This is a genomic window from Paenibacillus sp. yr247, from assembly GCF_900103825.1.
GTDB lineage: Bacteria > Bacillota > Bacilli > Paenibacillales > NBRC-103111 > Paenibacillus_E.
Window position 1 is genome coordinate 240,141 of record NZ_FNIF01000005.1, and the last position, 16,924, is coordinate 257,064.

Here is a 16,924-nt window from a genome sequence, read left to right on the forward strand (position 1 = left end):
TCACCCGACCTGCCTGCGGATCTTCTCAGGCTTCCTCTTCGAAATGATGAGGGAAGCACCGCCTGTGATCCTTAGTATGGCAATAATTCGATTATTTACTCCGATTGGCTCTTTCTGCATATGAAGTTAAGTTAATTCCTCTAGCAAGACACCATTCTGCCGTTTCTCCCATGATGACAACCGGGCAGTCCGCTAAAGCTTGAACCGTTTTCGCGCCTAACGCTGTCATAATAAGAATAAGTCCTTGATGAAGCTCGTCCGTAAAATGATGCAGCGCATCCACACCATCGCTGCGCAGCACCTTCAAAAATGCGCCTGCCATGCCTACGGCCGAGGCGCCGAGAGAAAGCGCTTTGGCTGCTTCCAAAGCGTTCGTAATACCACCCGAGGCAATTACCGAGCCTCGCGAATAAACCGAGAGCGCCTCCAAGAGCGCGATGCTTGTCGGTGTCCCCCAGTCGTTCAGCCACTCCATGGCGACTGGACGTCTGGCATTCTCAATAGCGGCGAAATTCGTGCCGCCAGACCCGCCGACATCCAATATGCGCACGCCAATGCTCTGCAATTGTTTGGCGTTATCCTTGAGGATACCGAAGCCAACTTCCTTCACAATGACCGGTACTTGGACATGACGGACAATAGCCTCAATGCGGTCGAGCATACCCACAAAGCTGCGATCCCCTTCTGGCATGATTAATTCTTGCATGACATTCAAATGAATTTGAAGCCCGTTCGCTTCAATCATATCTACAGCGCGGAGCGCCTGCTCAACGGAAGCCTCGCTGCCTAAATTCGCAAACACGATACCTTGTGGGTTCTCGCGCCGCACAACTTGATAGCTCGCTGCTACCTCGCTGTTTTTAATAGCAGACATCTGGGAGCCAACGGCCATAGCCATGCCCTTCTCCCTTGCTAAAATAGCTAGTTCGCGATTGATGCTTTCTGTCTCCTGAGCGCCGCCCGTCATGGCATTAATTAAAATCGGCGAACTCATAATGAGATCGCCGATTTCGGTTGTTAATGCAATGTGATCCGTCGAAGTCTCAGGTAAACAGTTATGCACAAGCTTGATATCCGACAGCCCCTGCTGCCGTGATTGTCCAAGCTCCAGCGCATAATGGACATGCTCCATTTTGCGTGAGATGCGCATTCTTATGCTCCCCCTAGAGATGTGGTATCACTTTATTTTTTAAATTTAGAAAGTTTGTCGCCAAAACGCTCGCCTAATGTCATAGATAACCCTTGATTGCTCAAGGACACGTTCTCATTACCAGCAATCTCTTTTTGATGACTTGCGCTGTTCCCGCGGTCACGATCGCCTCTTGGTTGTCTTTCTCTATCAGGTTTACCTGCAGATGGAGCAGCTGCACCAGCTGGAGCCTCAGGAGCTTCTTCTGTGTCTTTGATGCTTAAGCTAACGCGTTTCTCAGCCGTGTTGATTTCCAAGATTTTCACTTGAACTTCTTGGCCTTCTTTCAATACTTCATGTGGAGTACCGATGTGACGGTGTGCAATTTGGGAAATATGCACTAGACCTTCAACACCTGGAGCCACTTCAACGAATGCACCAAAAGCTGCAAGACGTTTCACTGTACCTGTTATAATATCTCCAGCTTTGAATTCACGCTCAACATTGGACCAAGGACCTTCTTGTGTAGCTTTGATGCTTAAGCTGATTTTATCATTAGAAGGATCAAGTTTAAGGATTTGAACCTTTACTTTATCGCCTTCTTTAACTACATCGGAAGCTTGTTCAACATGGTGCCAAGCCAGCTCGGAGATGTGCACGAGACCGTCGATACCACCGATATCAATAAACGCACCAAATTGTGTCAAGCGTTGAACTGTACCTTCCAGTACTTGACCCACTTGAAGACCTTCGATGATTTTCTTTTTGTTAGCTTCGAATTCTTCATCCAAAACATCTTTTTGAGAAAGGATCACTTTGTTTTTCTCACGATCGATTTCTTTTACACGAAGACGCAACGTGCGGCCTTTGTAAGAGGAGAAATCTTCAACGAATTGACGCTCAACCATGGAAGCAGGCACGAAACCGCGTACGCCAATATCCACAACAAGACCGCCTTTTACAACTTCAGCTACTGTAGCTTCAAGAATTTCTTTGCTCTCAAGCTGACCTCGCAAAGTATCCCAAGCTTTTTCACTGTCTACTACACGTTTGGACAGAACCAAAGTTTCTTTCGCATCGTTAATAGAAACGACCTTTAGTTCAACTTCTTGACCCAGTTGAACAGCTTGGCCTGCATCGTCTAAGCTTACGGAAGAAAGTTCGCGAACAGGGATAACACCATCGTATTTGTAACCGATATCCACGAAGGCTTGATCTGCGTCTACCTTAACGATTTTGCCTTTCACGGTAGCGCCTTTCTTCAGCACAGCAACGTTGTTAAGAGCGTGCTCAGCTTCTGCTTGCGATACGGCTGTTTCTTGTGCTTCTTGCGATTGATCTTGAACTTTTACTTCATCTGACATGGGATTACCCTCCTCTTATTACAACCAACAATAAATAATTTATAAGTCACAAAGCAGTATGTAAGCTTCTACTCTGTTTCAAACAAAACAATAACTTCCATTCGCTTTAACGATAGTATAATTCCAAGCTTTCGATTCCATACATGATCATTAACCTTTGCTATAAGCGGTATGTAACCGGCGAATTTCATTCATAATGGCTTCAGTGGCAAGCTCTAAGTCTTCGGAACTTGCACCTGCGTATGCGCTTAGATCAAGCGGCTTTCCATACACGATCGTCATGCGTCGGAATAAGGAATAATTACCAATAATAGCAACAGGAACAACTGCAGCTCCTGATTTCAGTGCAAGACTGGCTGCGCCCTTCTTGCCCATTCCCCCGGCGTTGTTACGCGATCCTTCCGGGAAAACGCCCAACATATTACCGTCACGGAGCAATTGTACTGCGAGTCGGATAGATTCTCTGCTGACGCCTCCGCGTTTAACAGGAAAAGCGCCTACCTTAGAAATTATTGAACCCAGCACAGGAATGTCAAACAGCTCTGCTTTCGCCATGAAATGAACCATACGCTTAAGCGGAGTTCCTAATAATGGCGGATCCAGCAGACTCGTATGATTCCCGCAAAGCACGACCGCACCATGTGTAGGGACATTCTCCGTACCTAAAGCCCGCATACGGTAAAACATAGTGAAAATAAAACGAAATAAGGCCCTGCCGATGCGATATAGCATCTTATTTGCCACCTCCGACTTTGTCTTTGCAAAGCCCAAGTATTTCGTCCACAACTTCTTCAATGGTCATTGAGGTACTGTCCATTAACACAGCATCATGAGCACGTCTAAGCGGTGAAATCTCTCTATCTTGGTCAAGTTGATCGCGACGAGCAATGTCCTGTTCCAGTTCGGAGAGCGTAAAGGTACAAGTGCCGCTGTTTTGCATCTCTTTGAATCGACGCTCTGCTCGTTCCTTCACGCTAGCTGTCAGAAAAACCTTGATTTCCGCATCCGGCATAACATGAGTACCGATGTCTCGTCCATCCATGACTACGCCTTTGGATATGGCCATTTGCTTCTGAAGTGTTACAAGCAGCTGGCGGATAGCTCCATAGCTAGCGATTTGGGAGACATGGTTCGTGATGGCTGTCGTACGGATTTCTTTGGTCACATCGACACCATCTACGATAACTTGTTGTCCTTCCTCACGAGGAATAAGCTCAATCTGCATGCGATTCGCCAAAGCAGCCACTTCTGTTTCTTGATCAGGTTGCAGCCCTTCTTGCTGTACTTTCCACGTTACTGCCCGATACATGGCTCCTGTATCCACGTAAACGAAACCAAGTGCTCCGGCAACTAACCGAGCAATGGTGCTTTTACCGGCTCCAGCAGGACCATCTATGGCAATATTGAACTTTTCCAAGCTGCTGTTCCTCCCAACAATACATCACAGTACCTTACGAACAAAAAAGCAGGCACTGCCTGCTAATTAATTCAAATTATACCACACTAAAAAGGCATATGCAAAACTTGGACGCATAATAAATTACGTTCAGATGTGCCTAAGAGCGCTCTCCCTTCCCATTTTGAGGCAGTATATAGGGCTTACCTTCTAATGGTTCTACACGGGTAAAATGCTTTCGTATGTAGGGAATTTGGAGCAGTGCTTGGACGCAAATAAGTAAAATCAAAAATACGAGCGTTGTCCGAATGATCACCTTTTCTACTTTCGCAGAGAAGAGGATAAACAGCTGCTCGTATGACTTATGTTCTTGATCTGTTGACATGAGATGCCTCACCTACTCGCATTGACATTTTGTTTGGTAGTATGCCCATACGAGGAAAATCTCATGCTTACAAGCAGAGTGACTTTTGACTTCGACAAAAGATCCCTATATTATCTTTTCCGAAAATCCATTTGTCTCTCAAAGCAAAAACGGATTAATTTCTGACGTTCCCGGTCAGCAATGTCAACAAACCTTACCATAGCCAATTGTTTGCCCGAGTCCAGCTGTTTAATGCGCACAACCTCACCATTAAAAGGAATATGCTCTATATTGCCGTTCTTATACGGAGCAAGAACCCAACATGAAATAGCGGCATTCATTCCAAGCGGAATATGACCATCACAGATAAACGATATGCCACCGCCGCCAACATCATCCGTTACACCAATGAATTGAATTTGGTCCGACAATTTCACGGCGATTTCAAGTTCCGCCAACACCCTTAGAAAGCTTCTGCGTTGAACATGCGTAATGGCTTCAGGTTCTGGCTTACGCAATTCCACTAAGCGAATCACGTCTTCTCTGAAACCAGTAACAGAAGTTGTAAAGTAATGCTTCACCCCGCCCTGACCTAAGAAAAATGTGCTTAATTCATCACCATGATACAACTTTTTAAGTCGACCTGTTTTCTCATTCAATGGAATCTCTATGACAATTGAGCTATTCGTCACGTCAGCGATTCTGGACTTGTACTCAATTTTGGATTCTTCTTCATCAATACTATTCACTTGTATATGTAATATCTGGTTGACCTTAGGAAGCAATTTCTGCACCTCCGAGAGATAATATGACACAATTATACCACGACCTATTAATTAAGATAGCAAAAAAAAAGAAGCTAGGATTGGATCCTGCTTCTTTTCTACAATTATTTTGCTGCTTCAGAAGCAGCTTTTGCCTGTTCGGGGCGAATTGTCTCAATTTTCTCTTCTGTACCTAACTCACTATTCACATAAACACGATAAATATTATTGTTCATGGTACCGATAAATTCGTGGCAAAGTACTTCTTCGTCTAATTCATTTTTGATAACCGCCAAAGATTCACCGGTTACTTTCATTTTTGGACTAAGCTGCTTGCGTGCTTCGGCCGCAGTTATTTTTGGCTGTCCTATTGTGCGGTGTTTTTGGCCAAATATATAGTCTGTAGCCTGCACGCCAATGACTTCTAAGGTGTCCAAAGCAACTTTTACGCTTACCTGCTGCGGATAAATTATAACATCCTTTTCGCGTTTTGCGAAAATAATGTTGGCGATGTTTTGATATTGATCGTAGCTAGCCGCACTCATGTCTTTATAGTCGTGTTGATCTAAGAACTCATTTGCTATATCTCGCGCTTGTCTGAGGTCAAACTTAGCTGCTTGAACGGTTCGAGGCTTCATGAAGTAAAGGAGCAGACCGCCTTTTTTGGTAAAATCCATATGGATATCATTCTCGCCGCCTTTACCTCCTCCAGGTACCACAACACTGAAACTTTGATATTCAGGAGCACTGCCTCCATTCTCAACGACCTGCATAGTGGAAGAATCTTTCAGCCCAAGAAATTGAGCAGCTTTCTGCTTAATTTGTTCAGGAGTCATGTCATTTCCGGAAAGGGCACTCACATCATTTTTGGAGAGAATATTCAAATTTCCGGGTCCCCAATTTAAGTCTTTATAGGCCCCCACTTTTTTGTCGACAGTTGAAAAACCGTCTATGATCGCGTTATCGTGCATTTCCTTTTCAGAAGCTAACGCAACCTCAACATCCATCCACCGCAAATTTTTGGAAATAACTTTATCTTGGACACCGCGTATTTCCTTTGTAATCTCTGTGGAATGGTCATACAAAGCATTCAATGTTTTGATTTCACCTTCATTTAGAGGCTGTTTCGTCATGTCACGAACAGACATCCGATAAGAAAAATTAGCCATATTGGCTAAGAAATCCTCGGTTTTGTTGAATGGCAGAAGTGTCAACGGAAGTTGAGTAATATCGCTCTGTGCCTGGCTTGTAAGGCGCCAAACATTCACCAAACCCTTGCGATAAGAAGGTTCAGAAGTTGCATTAACAGCCAGTGTATTACCAAGTTCCGTATGGAGCTTGTCCACATGGAAGGAGAGATCATGAAACGCCCGCTGGTATTGGTTCTCTGCTTTGATCAAAATCGTGTTCTTCTCCTGATGTTCTAAATACCCCCACACCGAAGCGCCTATCAAGGCCAGCAAAAGAAAAGGAAACATGACAATACTTAATCTTTTATACACGCGATTACTCCTTTCATTCCCAAACTTGCGCTTAGTTTTTACGTGGAAAGACAGGTTTATACAAGATTGACAACAAAAAGAGGCCTATTCTTTGAGAATGGCCTCTCGTTAATCATCGGTCTCCATGTCAAAATCATGCTCATTACTACAGATGCATTGACGGAATCCCGTTTCAATTTTACCTTTTTCCTTTTTGCCTTTCAGAACAAACTTTTCACCGCATCTCCGACAGCGGATCTTCACTTTCACTCGTGTTGTGGACATGTACACCCTCCCGGTAGTTCCCGGCCAAAAGCCAAGAATTGCCATCTATACAGTCCATTATGACCCATTTCAACTCATTTTAATCTTCTCGTCTGTTGCCGCAACTCGCAGTGGGGAATGCGCATTCGCACGGTCAACCCGCCATATGGTACGAATCCATAGAAAGGCCATGACGGGAATCATAATCCAAATCCAATTTGATTTGAAAAAAAGCAAAATATAATCAAATAATCCATGCCAGAAAATAGGCAGCAGCAACGAGATCCATAGATACCTTTGTGCTTTGAGCGGAATAAACTTTGCTTTCCCCATGTAGTAGCCCATTATGACGCCGAACAGCGCATGCCCAGAGACAGGCAGCAAAGCGCGAATCATAAGTGCAGAGAAAGATGTTGCATTAAGGAAAGCATAAATAATATTTTCCAATGTCGCATAACCTAAGCTTACCGCTACTGCATATACAATCCCATCATAGGGCTCATCAAAGGCTTCATGCCTGTAAATTAAATGATAAATGACAAACCATTTCAGAAATTCTTCAATGCCACCAGAAAGGAAAAAGGCCGAGATGAACGTTCCCTCTCCAATCTCTTTAATCAACGACTGCTGAAGTACCATTGTAGGATAAACGAGCAGAAAACCGAATAAAAACATGCGGATAACTAAGTGAATCGGTTCCGTTTCGTATCGATCCTTTAAATAAAAGTACGTGAGCAATGAGAGACCTGGGGCTATGGCTGCCAGTACAATCGGCAGAATTTGCAAATGCGGCTCCCCCTTTTTGTCCAATCACATAAGAACCGCAAGGCGATTACATGTGTAATATGAATATTATAGTAGTTTTATAATGACTTTTCTATGATTTATTCGATGAACAGCGCACGATCATTATGGAAAATGAGAGGGATATTCCCTATTATGCCAATCTGATTATTCGTTAATACGAGCAATGCTGATAATCAATCGTTGTATCCATCGTACATTCAAGCCTCCGAAGAACATCATGTCCAACTTAATGAAGTCTCGTTCAGGGCAAACTAAAACTATACGTTTCATTTCCCTGTTCAAACTAAAAAAAGCATCCACAAAAACGGTCGTTTTTGAAGATGCTTGTTTCATTCAACAACAAAAAGTAAGAAAGAGGCCTTATTTGAAGTGTCGGCAGAGCACCTTTACTGCATCATCTGCAATAATCGTCTTTCCGTATTCTTCGAGTACAGCTTGAGTAACTGAAGCGGCTTCTCCAAATTCGGATAGAACAGCGATCAACGCTTGATACTTCGATTCTTCGAGGTCAACAGGCTCAAGCTGTAAAATATATTTCCCTTTATAGGAATACAGAGTACCGCCTTCCATAAGAAGCGGATTAATTACTTTGGATACACGCAGCAGATCTTCAAAATCACGGAAAGCATAGGAGACTAAATCGCTTTGTTCAAGCGTTACTTCCATTTCATACACTTCTTCGGCTTCATGATCGTCATATGCATCAGAACTCGCATACAAATCAAGCTTACCTCTGGTTACAATGACAACCATACCTTGTGCCGGAAGCGCAAACACCTCGACAGCAAGAGGGCCGGACGGGTCAAATCCGAGCTCTGAGTAGGCTTGATCCATCATTTCACTGAATAATTCGTGCACTTTGGGAATTTCTCTCCACATGTCATCCTTTTGAATTCCGCGTTCAGTTAAGTCATCGAATGTTAGGAAAATCCGTATCTTATCCTGACTTAAGCGTTCTATTTTCATGATAGGATCCTCCTTTGAGCTTTCCGACAGGAAAGCTTGCATCGAAAGCATGGTCATCTTATTAAAACAGAATATGATAAAAAAAGAAAAAGGTGAAGCTTTTAGAACGAATTGGACATGTATCTTCTTACGTTTTCACCTACCATGTTAACATTAATTGAAAGCAATTGCACGCTCAAGTTATGTATATTAAGAAAAAGCACAGCCGGCCCCGTGGATATGCCTGACTGCGCTTATATCTTATCATTATTGGAGAGTCGATGTATTTTCCTTGTTATCGCTCAATATTTCATTAACCGTAGCTTTCAAATGCGGGTCTTCTTTCACAATTTTTTCCACTTGGTTCAGACTATTTGTGCTTGTATTTGAAGAACTTTTGGCAGCTGAATTACCAAATGATTTGTTCACAAATGTGTCCTTCGCTTTATCAACAACTTTACCCATCGATTCGCTGGTTGAGCTAAACGCTGAGAACAACATCGATTTACTTTTGCGATTGAGATATATGACCGCTGCAGCGCCAGCAATACCGCCGAGCAAAAATGTACCTATCTTCATTGAGTCTCCCTCCATGTCAATTAGTATGATTCCTCCATAGGTTGTGCGAGTTTCTTAGAGGGCATACGTGAACTTGAGAGGAAAACTAAGGAGAAATGTTATCAACGAAAAGTGGTGTGAAATGTGGTAATATAAGTAGGGACCAACAAGTTGAGAACCTGAGGAGAACGAAGAAGGATGAACAAAAAAGCCAGTGTACTGCTGATTAGTGTCATGATGTTATTAGCTGCATGCAGCGAGACTCAAACAAACACAAGCCCTATTTCCACCACAAGCTCTACACCAGTAGCCGTTGCCACAACATCACCGAGCCCGGCACCTTCGGCTACAGCAGTTCAAACCCCTGCACCGGAACCAACAAAACCAATTCAAGAAGCGGTCAAGAAGGAATATCATATGAACAAAAATTATGATATCGTTCCTAATGACCCAAATGCAAACAAGAAAATCGTTCTTTTAACCTTTGATGACGGTCCTAAGGAACAAGCTATGAATCAAGCTTTAATTGATACGCTTAAAAAACATAACGCCAAGGCGATCTTCTTTTTGAATGGATACCGGATCAAACAGAAGCCTGAGCTAGTCAAGCTAATTCATGACAGCGGCAACATCATAGGCAATCATGCTTGGGATCATGATAATTTGAAAGATATGACCAATGCAAAAATTGACCAACAAGTTGATGACGTACAAAAAATCGTAAAAGAATTAACCGGACAAGCGCCGCAATTTTTCCGACCTCCTTTTGGTTCAGGGAATGACTACTTGAAAGCAAAAGTGAAGGACAATAAGATGCTGTATATGACATGGTCCAACGGATCATTAGACTGGGATATGACCAATAAAAACAATGACTCTGGCAAAGTCATCGAAAACGTGATGAAGCAATTACATGGTGGGAGTAATATCTTGATGCATGAACTCCCCTGGACAGTTAAAGCTTTGGATACACTTCTTACCCAACTTGAGGAAAAAGGATATTCTTTCGTAGATCCGAATGCTATCGAGCTTGAAATGAAATAATAAATAAGAGCCATACAAACCCACATTTCAATGCGGGGTTGCATGGCTTTTTCTTTTTAATAACTAATATACACTGTTCTTGTGCTATGCTCTACCCTATTCCAGCTATAAGCATTACGGTTCGTGTAGAAGATAATGGTCTTATCTTTTTTCTTGTAGACAGCAGCCTTCTGCTTGTCGTCCCATTCAACCGTTGCGCCTAATGCCGCGGCGAGATCTCTAAATGTAAAGATACGAAGTTCCATCTTGAATATATGGCTTTTGCTTCATTGGATAAGGAATCTGATCAAGCATATACTTATCTTCGGTTTAAACCGGATGATACTAGATTTACTAAACGAGCAGTATAGTTCCCAGGCAGCAAATCAGCTTTTGGACGATATACAAATAACCTTCATATCGCTGAATCCTCCCAGAAAAAACTATATTAAAACATTTGATTCACAACTTAACTCTATTGGCATATTTTAGACGATTACGAAGAATACTCAATACCCCAAACCGTTAAACTTACCACAAGAATAATGAATAACCAGAGTAAAGTGACATAGAAAATGCGTGTCCACTTTCCTTGCTCAGAGGGATGCACTGCTTTACGCGGCGGTAAGTATGTATCGTTATCCTGAGTCTCTTTTTGCCCTCGATCAGTCCGTAAAGGCGTCCTCTCCCCTACATTCATGTGCCCTGTTCTTCCTCCTTGCTGAAACGAAGTATGCAGCCCATCACAAAATCAATGATAAAATGAGCGATAATCGGGGTCCACAGGCTCCCCGTTTGGATGTAAATCCAACCAAGTCCATAGCTTATGCTGAAAACCATTCCTGTCATTAGCCAGTGCTGCAAATACCGAATATGGATCGCCGCAAATAAAATACTGGTCCAATAAGGCCCCCACGCATGCTGAATTGCACCTCGAAAAAGCATTTCTTCACAGATTGCAACGACAATTGAAATGATAGCAATATGCCATACGGCTCGTTGCCCGAATATCATTTCATTTATTCCGCCGTCATCTGACACTTCCTTGGGCACCCACCTTGAGATCAAAACATCGATACCAAGGACAAGGAGAGCAAATAAACTTCCCCAGATCGGAATCATCCAGCCCCCCCGAATAGTGAACATGGAAAGAATCTTGTTATTGCTCTGAAAAAACAAGATGATAATTCCGATAATAAACGTAAGAACTTGGGTTATGTAAAGATTAAGCAATAAAGTACGGTCATTTAATTCACTCACATCGACTTTACCGAATCGGATGTTCTTAAAATCGAATTTTTTCATGGATACTGCCTCTTTCCACACATATTCCCTTTTATAGCTAATTCACCTATACTAAGTTAAAAGAAAAAGAGAGAATAAGGAGCTTGATTATGGATAAGCGTCTTACCCGCACTGATTATTTATTCGCCCTCATGTTTATCTTTATGCTTGTTTGTACACTTGGCGCCTTTTTCTATGGGTTGAGAGTCGGCCAAGAGAAATCGGATCAGAAATACGATAAAATATTACACGCCGACAAGGCTGTCGTCCAAGAAATCGGAGCTTATGACCAACAGGTACTCGTTTCATATTACCATACCATCTTTTTACCCTTTAGGGAATTTCAGAATAAATGGTTTGAATTGATGAGTCAAATCGAACTTGGCAACTCAACTATCGATGCCTCTGCTGTTCTTAAAGAGTTGAACAAATTAGCAGATGAGAAATATAATGTGCTGCAAAGTAAGAACATGCCGGCTTCATCACCGCTGCTCGTTCAGTCGCACCAAGGTTACCTCAAAAGCCTGAAGCTCTTTGCTGATACTTTAAAAAGTTTCCAAAGCAAAGCCAATGGGCTTAGCGGTTCACAGCTTCTAGAAGCCATTCAGAAGGACGCCTACTTCCAAGAAGCGAAAACACAAGCTTTGACTGCTCAGAAAAATTACTTTGATTCCATCGTAGCTTGGAACGGAACGATGGATCATGATATTGAGTTTATCGATACGAATAACAATGCGAACTTGGATCAATGGCGTGCCATGAACATTAATGTCAAAAATCTTTACATCACAGCAAAATTGCTCAAAAATAAGGCATTTACCCCGTTTTTCCCGCAAGATCTAACGATTCGCATTGATGAGTTCATTGCTTCAGGACAAGCTAAGAAAATGAACGTGAACGATGTTAATCAAACGATGGATTTGCTGCTAAGTACAAACGCCGTTCGATCAGGCGACTTTGTTAAAGGTAAGGCGAAATGGTATACAAACGAGCTGCTTCCACAGCTTCCCTTCTTCTCCGATGTTAATTAAACCAAAAGCCGGGCGCTTATACGCTCGGCTTTTTTCATTTAATCGTATTGGAATCCGCGAAGCATGGCAACAGCTGCCATGCCCCCTTCAACATTAATAACTCGGTCGATGCCGTTTTCCTGCAAATACTCAGCAACCCGATAACTGCGCACCCCATGTGCACATACGAGATAAATATCCCGATCATCCGGCAGTTCACCCATACGTTGGGGTATTTGCTGCATCGGGATAAGCTTCGCTTCTTCCAAATGATAGTACTCCCACTCATGCGGTTCCCTTACGTCAATGATGATGCTATCTTTCAGACCCTGTTGGTCCAATGCTTCAAGAAATTTTTGCGGATGAATGCTGGAGATGTCCATCATAGCACTTCCTTCCCATCATACTGCTAAAGCAATTCTATCTATCCAGTACAATAGCGAAAATCAGGCTAAAATACAAGCAAAATGGCATTGCTTTCTAAGCGTCCTTGCTTTAAAATAAACAAAAAGCTTTGGAAATCAGATGTTCAAATGTTAATTATGACTATCATGTGAAAATGATTTGACATGTATTGACACGGTTTCGAACGCATGGTAATCTAATGAAAATTAAAATTCTATCATACAGTAAAGCGTTGACGGAGCCAAGCGAGATAAGTAGCTTTCAGAGAGCCGGTGGTTGGTGAAAATCGGTAGCGAACATTTTGCGGAGCACTCCAGAGTTATTGCATTGAATTCTAGTAGATGCAATCGGGATCGGAACACGTTACAGTTCCAGGTCGCAAGACCAATTGAGGCTTCCTGTGTGAATGGGCAGCGAACTAGGGTGGTACCACGAAAGCAATCTCTCGTCCCTTTGGCTACAGACATACGTGTCTGTACCTGAGGGCCGGGAGTTTTTTTATGTTCATATTCTAAGGAGGAACGAATTATGTACAAAGTTCTAGTATCCGATCCAATAAGTGACATGGGAATTCAAATGCTTTATGATGCAACCGATGTAGAAGTGGTTAAGCAATCCGGCCTATCTGAAAACGAACTCATCGCCATCATTAGTGAGTATGACGCCCTTCTCGTTCGCAGTCAAACTAAAGTTACTGAGAAAATAATGAATGCGGGCACTAAGCTGAAGGTTATTGGCCGCGCAGGTGTTGGTGTCGATAATATTGATTTAGATGCAGCAACAAAACGTGGTATTATCGTTATCAACGCACCAGACGGAAACACGATTGCCACTTGCGAGCTTACATTTGCTATGATGATGTCAACAGCTCGTATGATTCCGCAAGCATACAAGAAAACGGTTGGCGGCGATTGGGATCGGAAATTCATCGGTGTTGAGCTTCGCAACAAGACACTTGGTATTCTTGGAATGGGACGTATCGGCAGCGAAGTAGCCAAACGCGCCAAAGTGTTCGGTATGGAAGTCATCGGGTATGACCCTTTCTTGACGGAAGAGCGCGCTGAGAAAATTGGCGTTAAACTTGGAACGGTCAATGAAATTGTCGCACAAGCAGACTTTATCACTGTTCATACGCCACTTACGCCAGAGACTCGCCACCTTATCTCCAAACCGCAATTCGATATTATGAAAAAAGGCATGCGACTCATCAACTGTGCACGCGGCGGCATTATTGATGAAATGGCCATGGTGGAAGCGATTAATCAAGGGATTGTAGCCGGAGCTGCTTTCGACGTGTTCGAAGTCGAACCTCCACAAAAGGATCACCCTTTCTTAAACAATCCGAAAGTTATCGTGACCCCTCATCTTGGCGCATCTACAATTGAAGCTCAAGAAAATGTTGCGATTGACGTTTCTGAGGAAGTCCTTCATATCCTGCGTAATGAACCGTTTAAAAATGCAGTTAACTTACCGCCCGTACCAGCGAATGTATTGAACAAACTTCAACCATACTTTGGTCTCGGCGAAAAAATCGGTTCTATTCTTGGTCAAATCGCTCAAGGCGCCGTTTATGAAATTGTTGTAAACTATGCAGGCGATCTGAATGATGTTGATACAAGTCCATTAACACGTTACATTGTAAAAGGTGTGTTCCAGAACCAACTTGAATCAATTAATATCGTAAATGCGATGCATTTAGCTAAATCACGTGATGTGAATATTGTTGTTCAAACGTCAAACACATCCATCAGCTTTACAAATCTAGTTACGGTCACAGTAAAAACGAAGCAAGAAGAGAAAACACTTGCTGGTACATTGCTTGCTGGCTACGGTGAACGTATCGTACGTATCGATCAATATCCGGTTGATTTTGCTGCTGAAGGTAATTTGTTGTTGATTTCCCATAATGACAAACCAGGTATTATTGGTCGTGTTGGTACGCTTCTAGGAAGTAATAATGTGAACATTGCTACAATGCAGGTGGGTCGTAAAGTCGTCGGCGGCTCGGCCATCATGGTCCTGACCATTGATAAATCCGCTCCTGTTGAAGTATTGGCAGAGCTTGCAAAACAAGCCGAAATCGTGAATGTTCGTGCTCTTACGGTGTAGCCTAATAGCTATTAGGTAACAAATTGTTTCACGAACAACAAGATTTTGTCTGAATATTCTACAAAATTAAAGGCGTTTGCTGTGAGTTTCCTCAGCAAACGCCTCTTTTTATGTCGAAATTGGTTATTCAAAGCTTATTTAGGACCACAAGGTAATAATAAGGTGAAGGTTGTTCCCTGTCCGACAATACTTTGTGCAGTTACACTGCCATAATGCGCTTCAATGATGTTTTTCACGATGGCGAGTCCAAGCCCCGTACCGCCCGATGAACCGCGTGTACGGGCTTTATCCGCCTTGTAGAAGCGTTCAAAGATGAACGGCAGGTCGTCGGCAGGAATCCCCTGTCCCTCATCGGAGACCTCAATCCGGATCGCCGGCTGATCCTTGTAGACGGCCGGCTCTGCCTTCATGGCAATACGAGCCCCTGAAGCCGTATGCCGGAAAGCATTGTCGAGCAGGTTCGTTAGCACCTGCTCAAGCCGATCCTCATCCCCTCGCTGGAGGATGAGGGGCTCCTCAGGCAGCGCAGCGCTTAGCGCGATGCCGCGCTCTTTGGCAAGCACCGAGAATTTACGGTGCATGCGCTTGACCAGGGAGTCGACTTCGACCTCCCTGAAGTCCAGCTCGAGATGGTTGGCTTCCATCCGCGCCAGATCTAGCAGGTCACGGACGAGGCGCCCCATGCGGAGCGACTCGTCGTGAATGACCTGCACCAGCTCCACGCGCTCTTCCGGCGTGGAGGGAATGTCATCCAGCAGCGCTTCGCTATAGCCCTGCAGCATCGAGAGCGGCGTGCGCAGCTCGTGCGACACGTTCGCGACGAAGTCCTTGCGCAGCTTATCAAGGCGTTCCTCCTCCGTGACATTACGGAGAACGGCCACAGCACCGCGCACTTGATCGCGCGTGTAAAGCGGCGTCATTGCGACGGACCACACGCCGTTCTGCACGTGAAGCTTCGTAGCAGCTTCCGATGATTCGTCCACGACCGCTTCAAAAAGCGGAATCAGCGGCACAGGAATCGGACTTGAGTAAGGATTGTTATAGCTCGTTAATCCCCAATCCCCCAGCGCTGTATCCGGTTTACGGAAGCGTCTCGTCTCCTCATCATCCTCTGACCATTCAATTGTACTCCACTCTTGCACAATTTTCTCACCCTGCGGATTGGTGAGCATGACAGATCCGTTAGCATCCAACGTAATCACCGCATCAGTCATGCTTCGCAAAATGCTGGATAAATGTTCTTTTTCCTGACTGAGGGCACGAATGCTTTCCTGCATCTTCTCTCCCATATGATTAAACGTTTTGGCGAGCTCGCCAATTTCATCCTTGGATTGAATTGGAACACGTGTGCCATACTCGCCCATCGTAATGAAATCAGCTGCTTTCTTTAGCTGCTGAAGCGGCCTTGTAATTCGAGAGAACAAGAAAAATGCGAAGAAAGTCGTCATAAGAAAGCCGACGATGGATACGTAGATAAACAATCTCAACATATAAGACTGTGTCGCTTCTAATGATTGTAAAGATTGATATAACAGGGTTGCGCCAACGATGTTACCTTGAAGATTCTTCAACGGTACGGCAACAACAAGATACTCATCTCCTGCCTTTAATCGTCCTAGCCCCGTCTTGTTAATCTGTTTCGAGATCGTCTGCCCTGCAAATACTTGACGAAGCTCAGCGCCTGTGTAGAAGTCAGATGCATGGAAACTAACTAATGGACTCCCTTGTGTTGATGGGATGACCATTTCCTTCAAATCAGTGGAGATCACAAGCATTCTTGCGTCCTGAAAACCTAACAGTTCATTACTCAATTGGTAGAACTGTTCATTGTACATGTGATGTGAGGCTTCTTCCGAGAATTTAACTGCCAATTTCTCCATGTTATCTTTTTGGTCATTGGCTTGAGAAAAATAATTTTCCAAGTAATTCACAAGAAAAAAACCTAGTATGAGCAGTACAACCCCAACTAGGCCAATAATTGTTAACCAGAGCTTACCTACGACACTTCTGAATATAAACAC

General features: G+C 43.6%; 19 protein-coding genes and 1 other annotated feature. Of the genes, 3 read left to right on the top strand and 16 right to left on the bottom strand.

Going from position 1 to position 16,924, the window contains the following annotated elements; genetic code table 11:
* Positions 1-91: 91 nt before the first annotated feature.
* The 11 genes from fni to BLT91_RS13615 form a co-directional block, all read right to left on the bottom strand.
* On the bottom strand, positions 92-1,150 hold the full coding sequence (fni, locus tag BLT91_RS13570; RefSeq protein ID WP_090821684.1) for a type 2 isopentenyl-diphosphate Delta-isomerase: 1,059 nt from the start codon (positions 1,148-1,150) through the stop codon (positions 92-94).
* A gap of 32 nt (positions 1,151-1,182) precedes the next feature.
* A complete protein-coding gene (rpsA, locus tag BLT91_RS13575; protein WP_090821686.1) occupies positions 1,183-2,493 on the bottom strand; it encodes a 30S ribosomal protein S1 in 1,311 nt (436 codons plus the stop codon).
* 150 nt (positions 2,494-2,643) lie between these two features.
* A complete protein-coding gene (locus tag BLT91_RS13580; protein ID WP_090821687.1) occupies positions 2,644-3,225 on the bottom strand; it encodes a lysophospholipid acyltransferase family protein in 582 nt (193 codons plus the stop codon).
* Position 3,226: 1 nt separating this feature from the next.
* Entirely contained in the window at positions 3,227-3,910 is a 684-nt protein-coding gene (gene cmk, locus BLT91_RS13585; RefSeq protein WP_090821689.1) for a (d)CMP kinase, read from the bottom strand.
* A gap of 139 nt (positions 3,911-4,049) precedes the next feature.
* Positions 4,050-4,274, bottom strand: coding sequence for a hypothetical protein (locus BLT91_RS13590; protein WP_090821691.1), 225 nt, complete (start codon positions 4,272-4,274; stop codon positions 4,050-4,052).
* A gap of 110 nt (positions 4,275-4,384) precedes the next feature.
* The gene (locus tag BLT91_RS13595) at positions 4,385-5,047 is read right to left on the bottom strand and encodes a flagellar brake protein (protein ID WP_368086802.1); all 663 of its coding nucleotides are present in this window, start codon (positions 5,045-5,047) and stop codon (positions 4,385-4,387) included.
* A 95-nt stretch (positions 5,048-5,142) separates the two neighbouring features.
* Complete coding sequence (ypeB, locus tag BLT91_RS13600) at positions 5,143-6,519, bottom strand: germination protein YpeB (RefSeq protein WP_090821695.1); 1,377 nt, start codon at positions 6,517-6,519, stop codon at positions 5,143-5,145.
* A gap of 108 nt (positions 6,520-6,627) precedes the next feature.
* Positions 6,628-6,783 carry a hypothetical protein gene (locus BLT91_RS31585; protein ID WP_175532288.1) on the bottom strand — a complete coding sequence of 52 codons (156 nt, stop codon included), beginning with the start codon at positions 6,781-6,783 and terminating at the stop codon, positions 6,628-6,630.
* A gap of 69 nt (positions 6,784-6,852) precedes the next feature.
* Positions 6,853-7,548: a glutamic-type intramembrane protease PrsW gene (gene prsW / locus BLT91_RS13605; protein WP_090821697.1), complete on the bottom strand. Its 696-nt coding sequence runs from the start codon at positions 7,546-7,548 to the stop codon at positions 6,853-6,855.
* 381 nt (positions 7,549-7,929) lie between these two features.
* Entirely contained in the window at positions 7,930-8,535 is a 606-nt protein-coding gene (locus BLT91_RS13610; RefSeq protein ID WP_090821699.1) for a genetic competence negative regulator, read from the bottom strand.
* Between the two features lie 246 nt (positions 8,536-8,781).
* Positions 8,782-9,093 (bottom strand): hypothetical protein, encoded by a 312-nt coding sequence (locus BLT91_RS13615; protein ID WP_090821702.1) that lies wholly within the window; start codon positions 9,091-9,093, stop codon positions 8,782-8,784.
* A 177-nt stretch (positions 9,094-9,270) separates the two neighbouring features.
* Here BLT91_RS13615 and BLT91_RS13620 point away from each other — a divergent pair, with 177 nt between their 5' ends.
* Entirely contained in the window at positions 9,271-10,116 is an 846-nt protein-coding gene (locus tag BLT91_RS13620) for a polysaccharide deacetylase family protein (RefSeq protein WP_090821704.1), read from the top strand.
* Between the two features lie 56 nt (positions 10,117-10,172).
* Here the strand turns inward: BLT91_RS13620 and BLT91_RS13625 are convergent, their stop codons facing one another.
* The 3 genes from BLT91_RS13625 to BLT91_RS13640 form a co-directional block, all read right to left on the bottom strand.
* Complete coding sequence (locus BLT91_RS13625) at positions 10,173-10,361, bottom strand: stalk domain-containing protein (RefSeq protein ID WP_090821707.1); 189 nt, start codon at positions 10,359-10,361, stop codon at positions 10,173-10,175.
* Positions 10,362-10,591: 230 nt separating this feature from the next.
* On the bottom strand, positions 10,592-10,795 hold the full coding sequence (locus BLT91_RS13635; protein WP_090821711.1) for a hypothetical protein: 204 nt from the start codon (positions 10,793-10,795) through the stop codon (positions 10,592-10,594).
* Positions 10,792-11,400 (bottom strand): CPBP family intramembrane glutamic endopeptidase, encoded by a 609-nt coding sequence (locus tag BLT91_RS13640; protein ID WP_090821713.1) that lies wholly within the window; start codon positions 11,398-11,400, stop codon positions 10,792-10,794. Before BLT91_RS13640 ends, BLT91_RS13635 begins: the two co-directional genes overlap by 4 nt.
* 89 nt (positions 11,401-11,489) lie before the next feature.
* Between BLT91_RS13640 and BLT91_RS13645 the strand changes: the two genes are divergently transcribed.
* On the top strand, positions 11,490-12,410 hold the full coding sequence (locus BLT91_RS13645) for a hypothetical protein (protein WP_090821715.1): 921 nt from the start codon (positions 11,490-11,492) through the stop codon (positions 12,408-12,410).
* Between the two features lie 38 nt (positions 12,411-12,448).
* Here the strand turns inward: BLT91_RS13645 and BLT91_RS13650 are convergent, their stop codons facing one another.
* The gene (locus BLT91_RS13650) at positions 12,449-12,775 is read right to left on the bottom strand and encodes a rhodanese-like domain-containing protein (protein ID WP_090821717.1); all 327 of its coding nucleotides are present in this window, start codon (positions 12,773-12,775) and stop codon (positions 12,449-12,451) included.
* A 242-nt stretch (positions 12,776-13,017) separates the two neighbouring features.
* Positions 13,018-13,250 (top strand) — a binding site (T-box leader).
* 72 nt (positions 13,251-13,322) lie between these two features.
* Here BLT91_RS13650 and serA point away from each other — a divergent pair.
* Positions 13,323-14,903 (top strand): phosphoglycerate dehydrogenase, encoded by a 1,581-nt coding sequence (serA, locus tag BLT91_RS13655; RefSeq protein ID WP_090821719.1) that lies wholly within the window; start codon positions 13,323-13,325, stop codon positions 14,901-14,903.
* Positions 14,904-15,037: 134 nt separating this feature from the next.
* On the opposite strand, the gene BLT91_RS13660 is transcribed toward serA, so the two are convergent.
* Entirely contained in the window at positions 15,038-16,924 is a 1,887-nt protein-coding gene (locus BLT91_RS13660) for an ATP-binding protein (RefSeq protein ID WP_090821721.1), read from the bottom strand.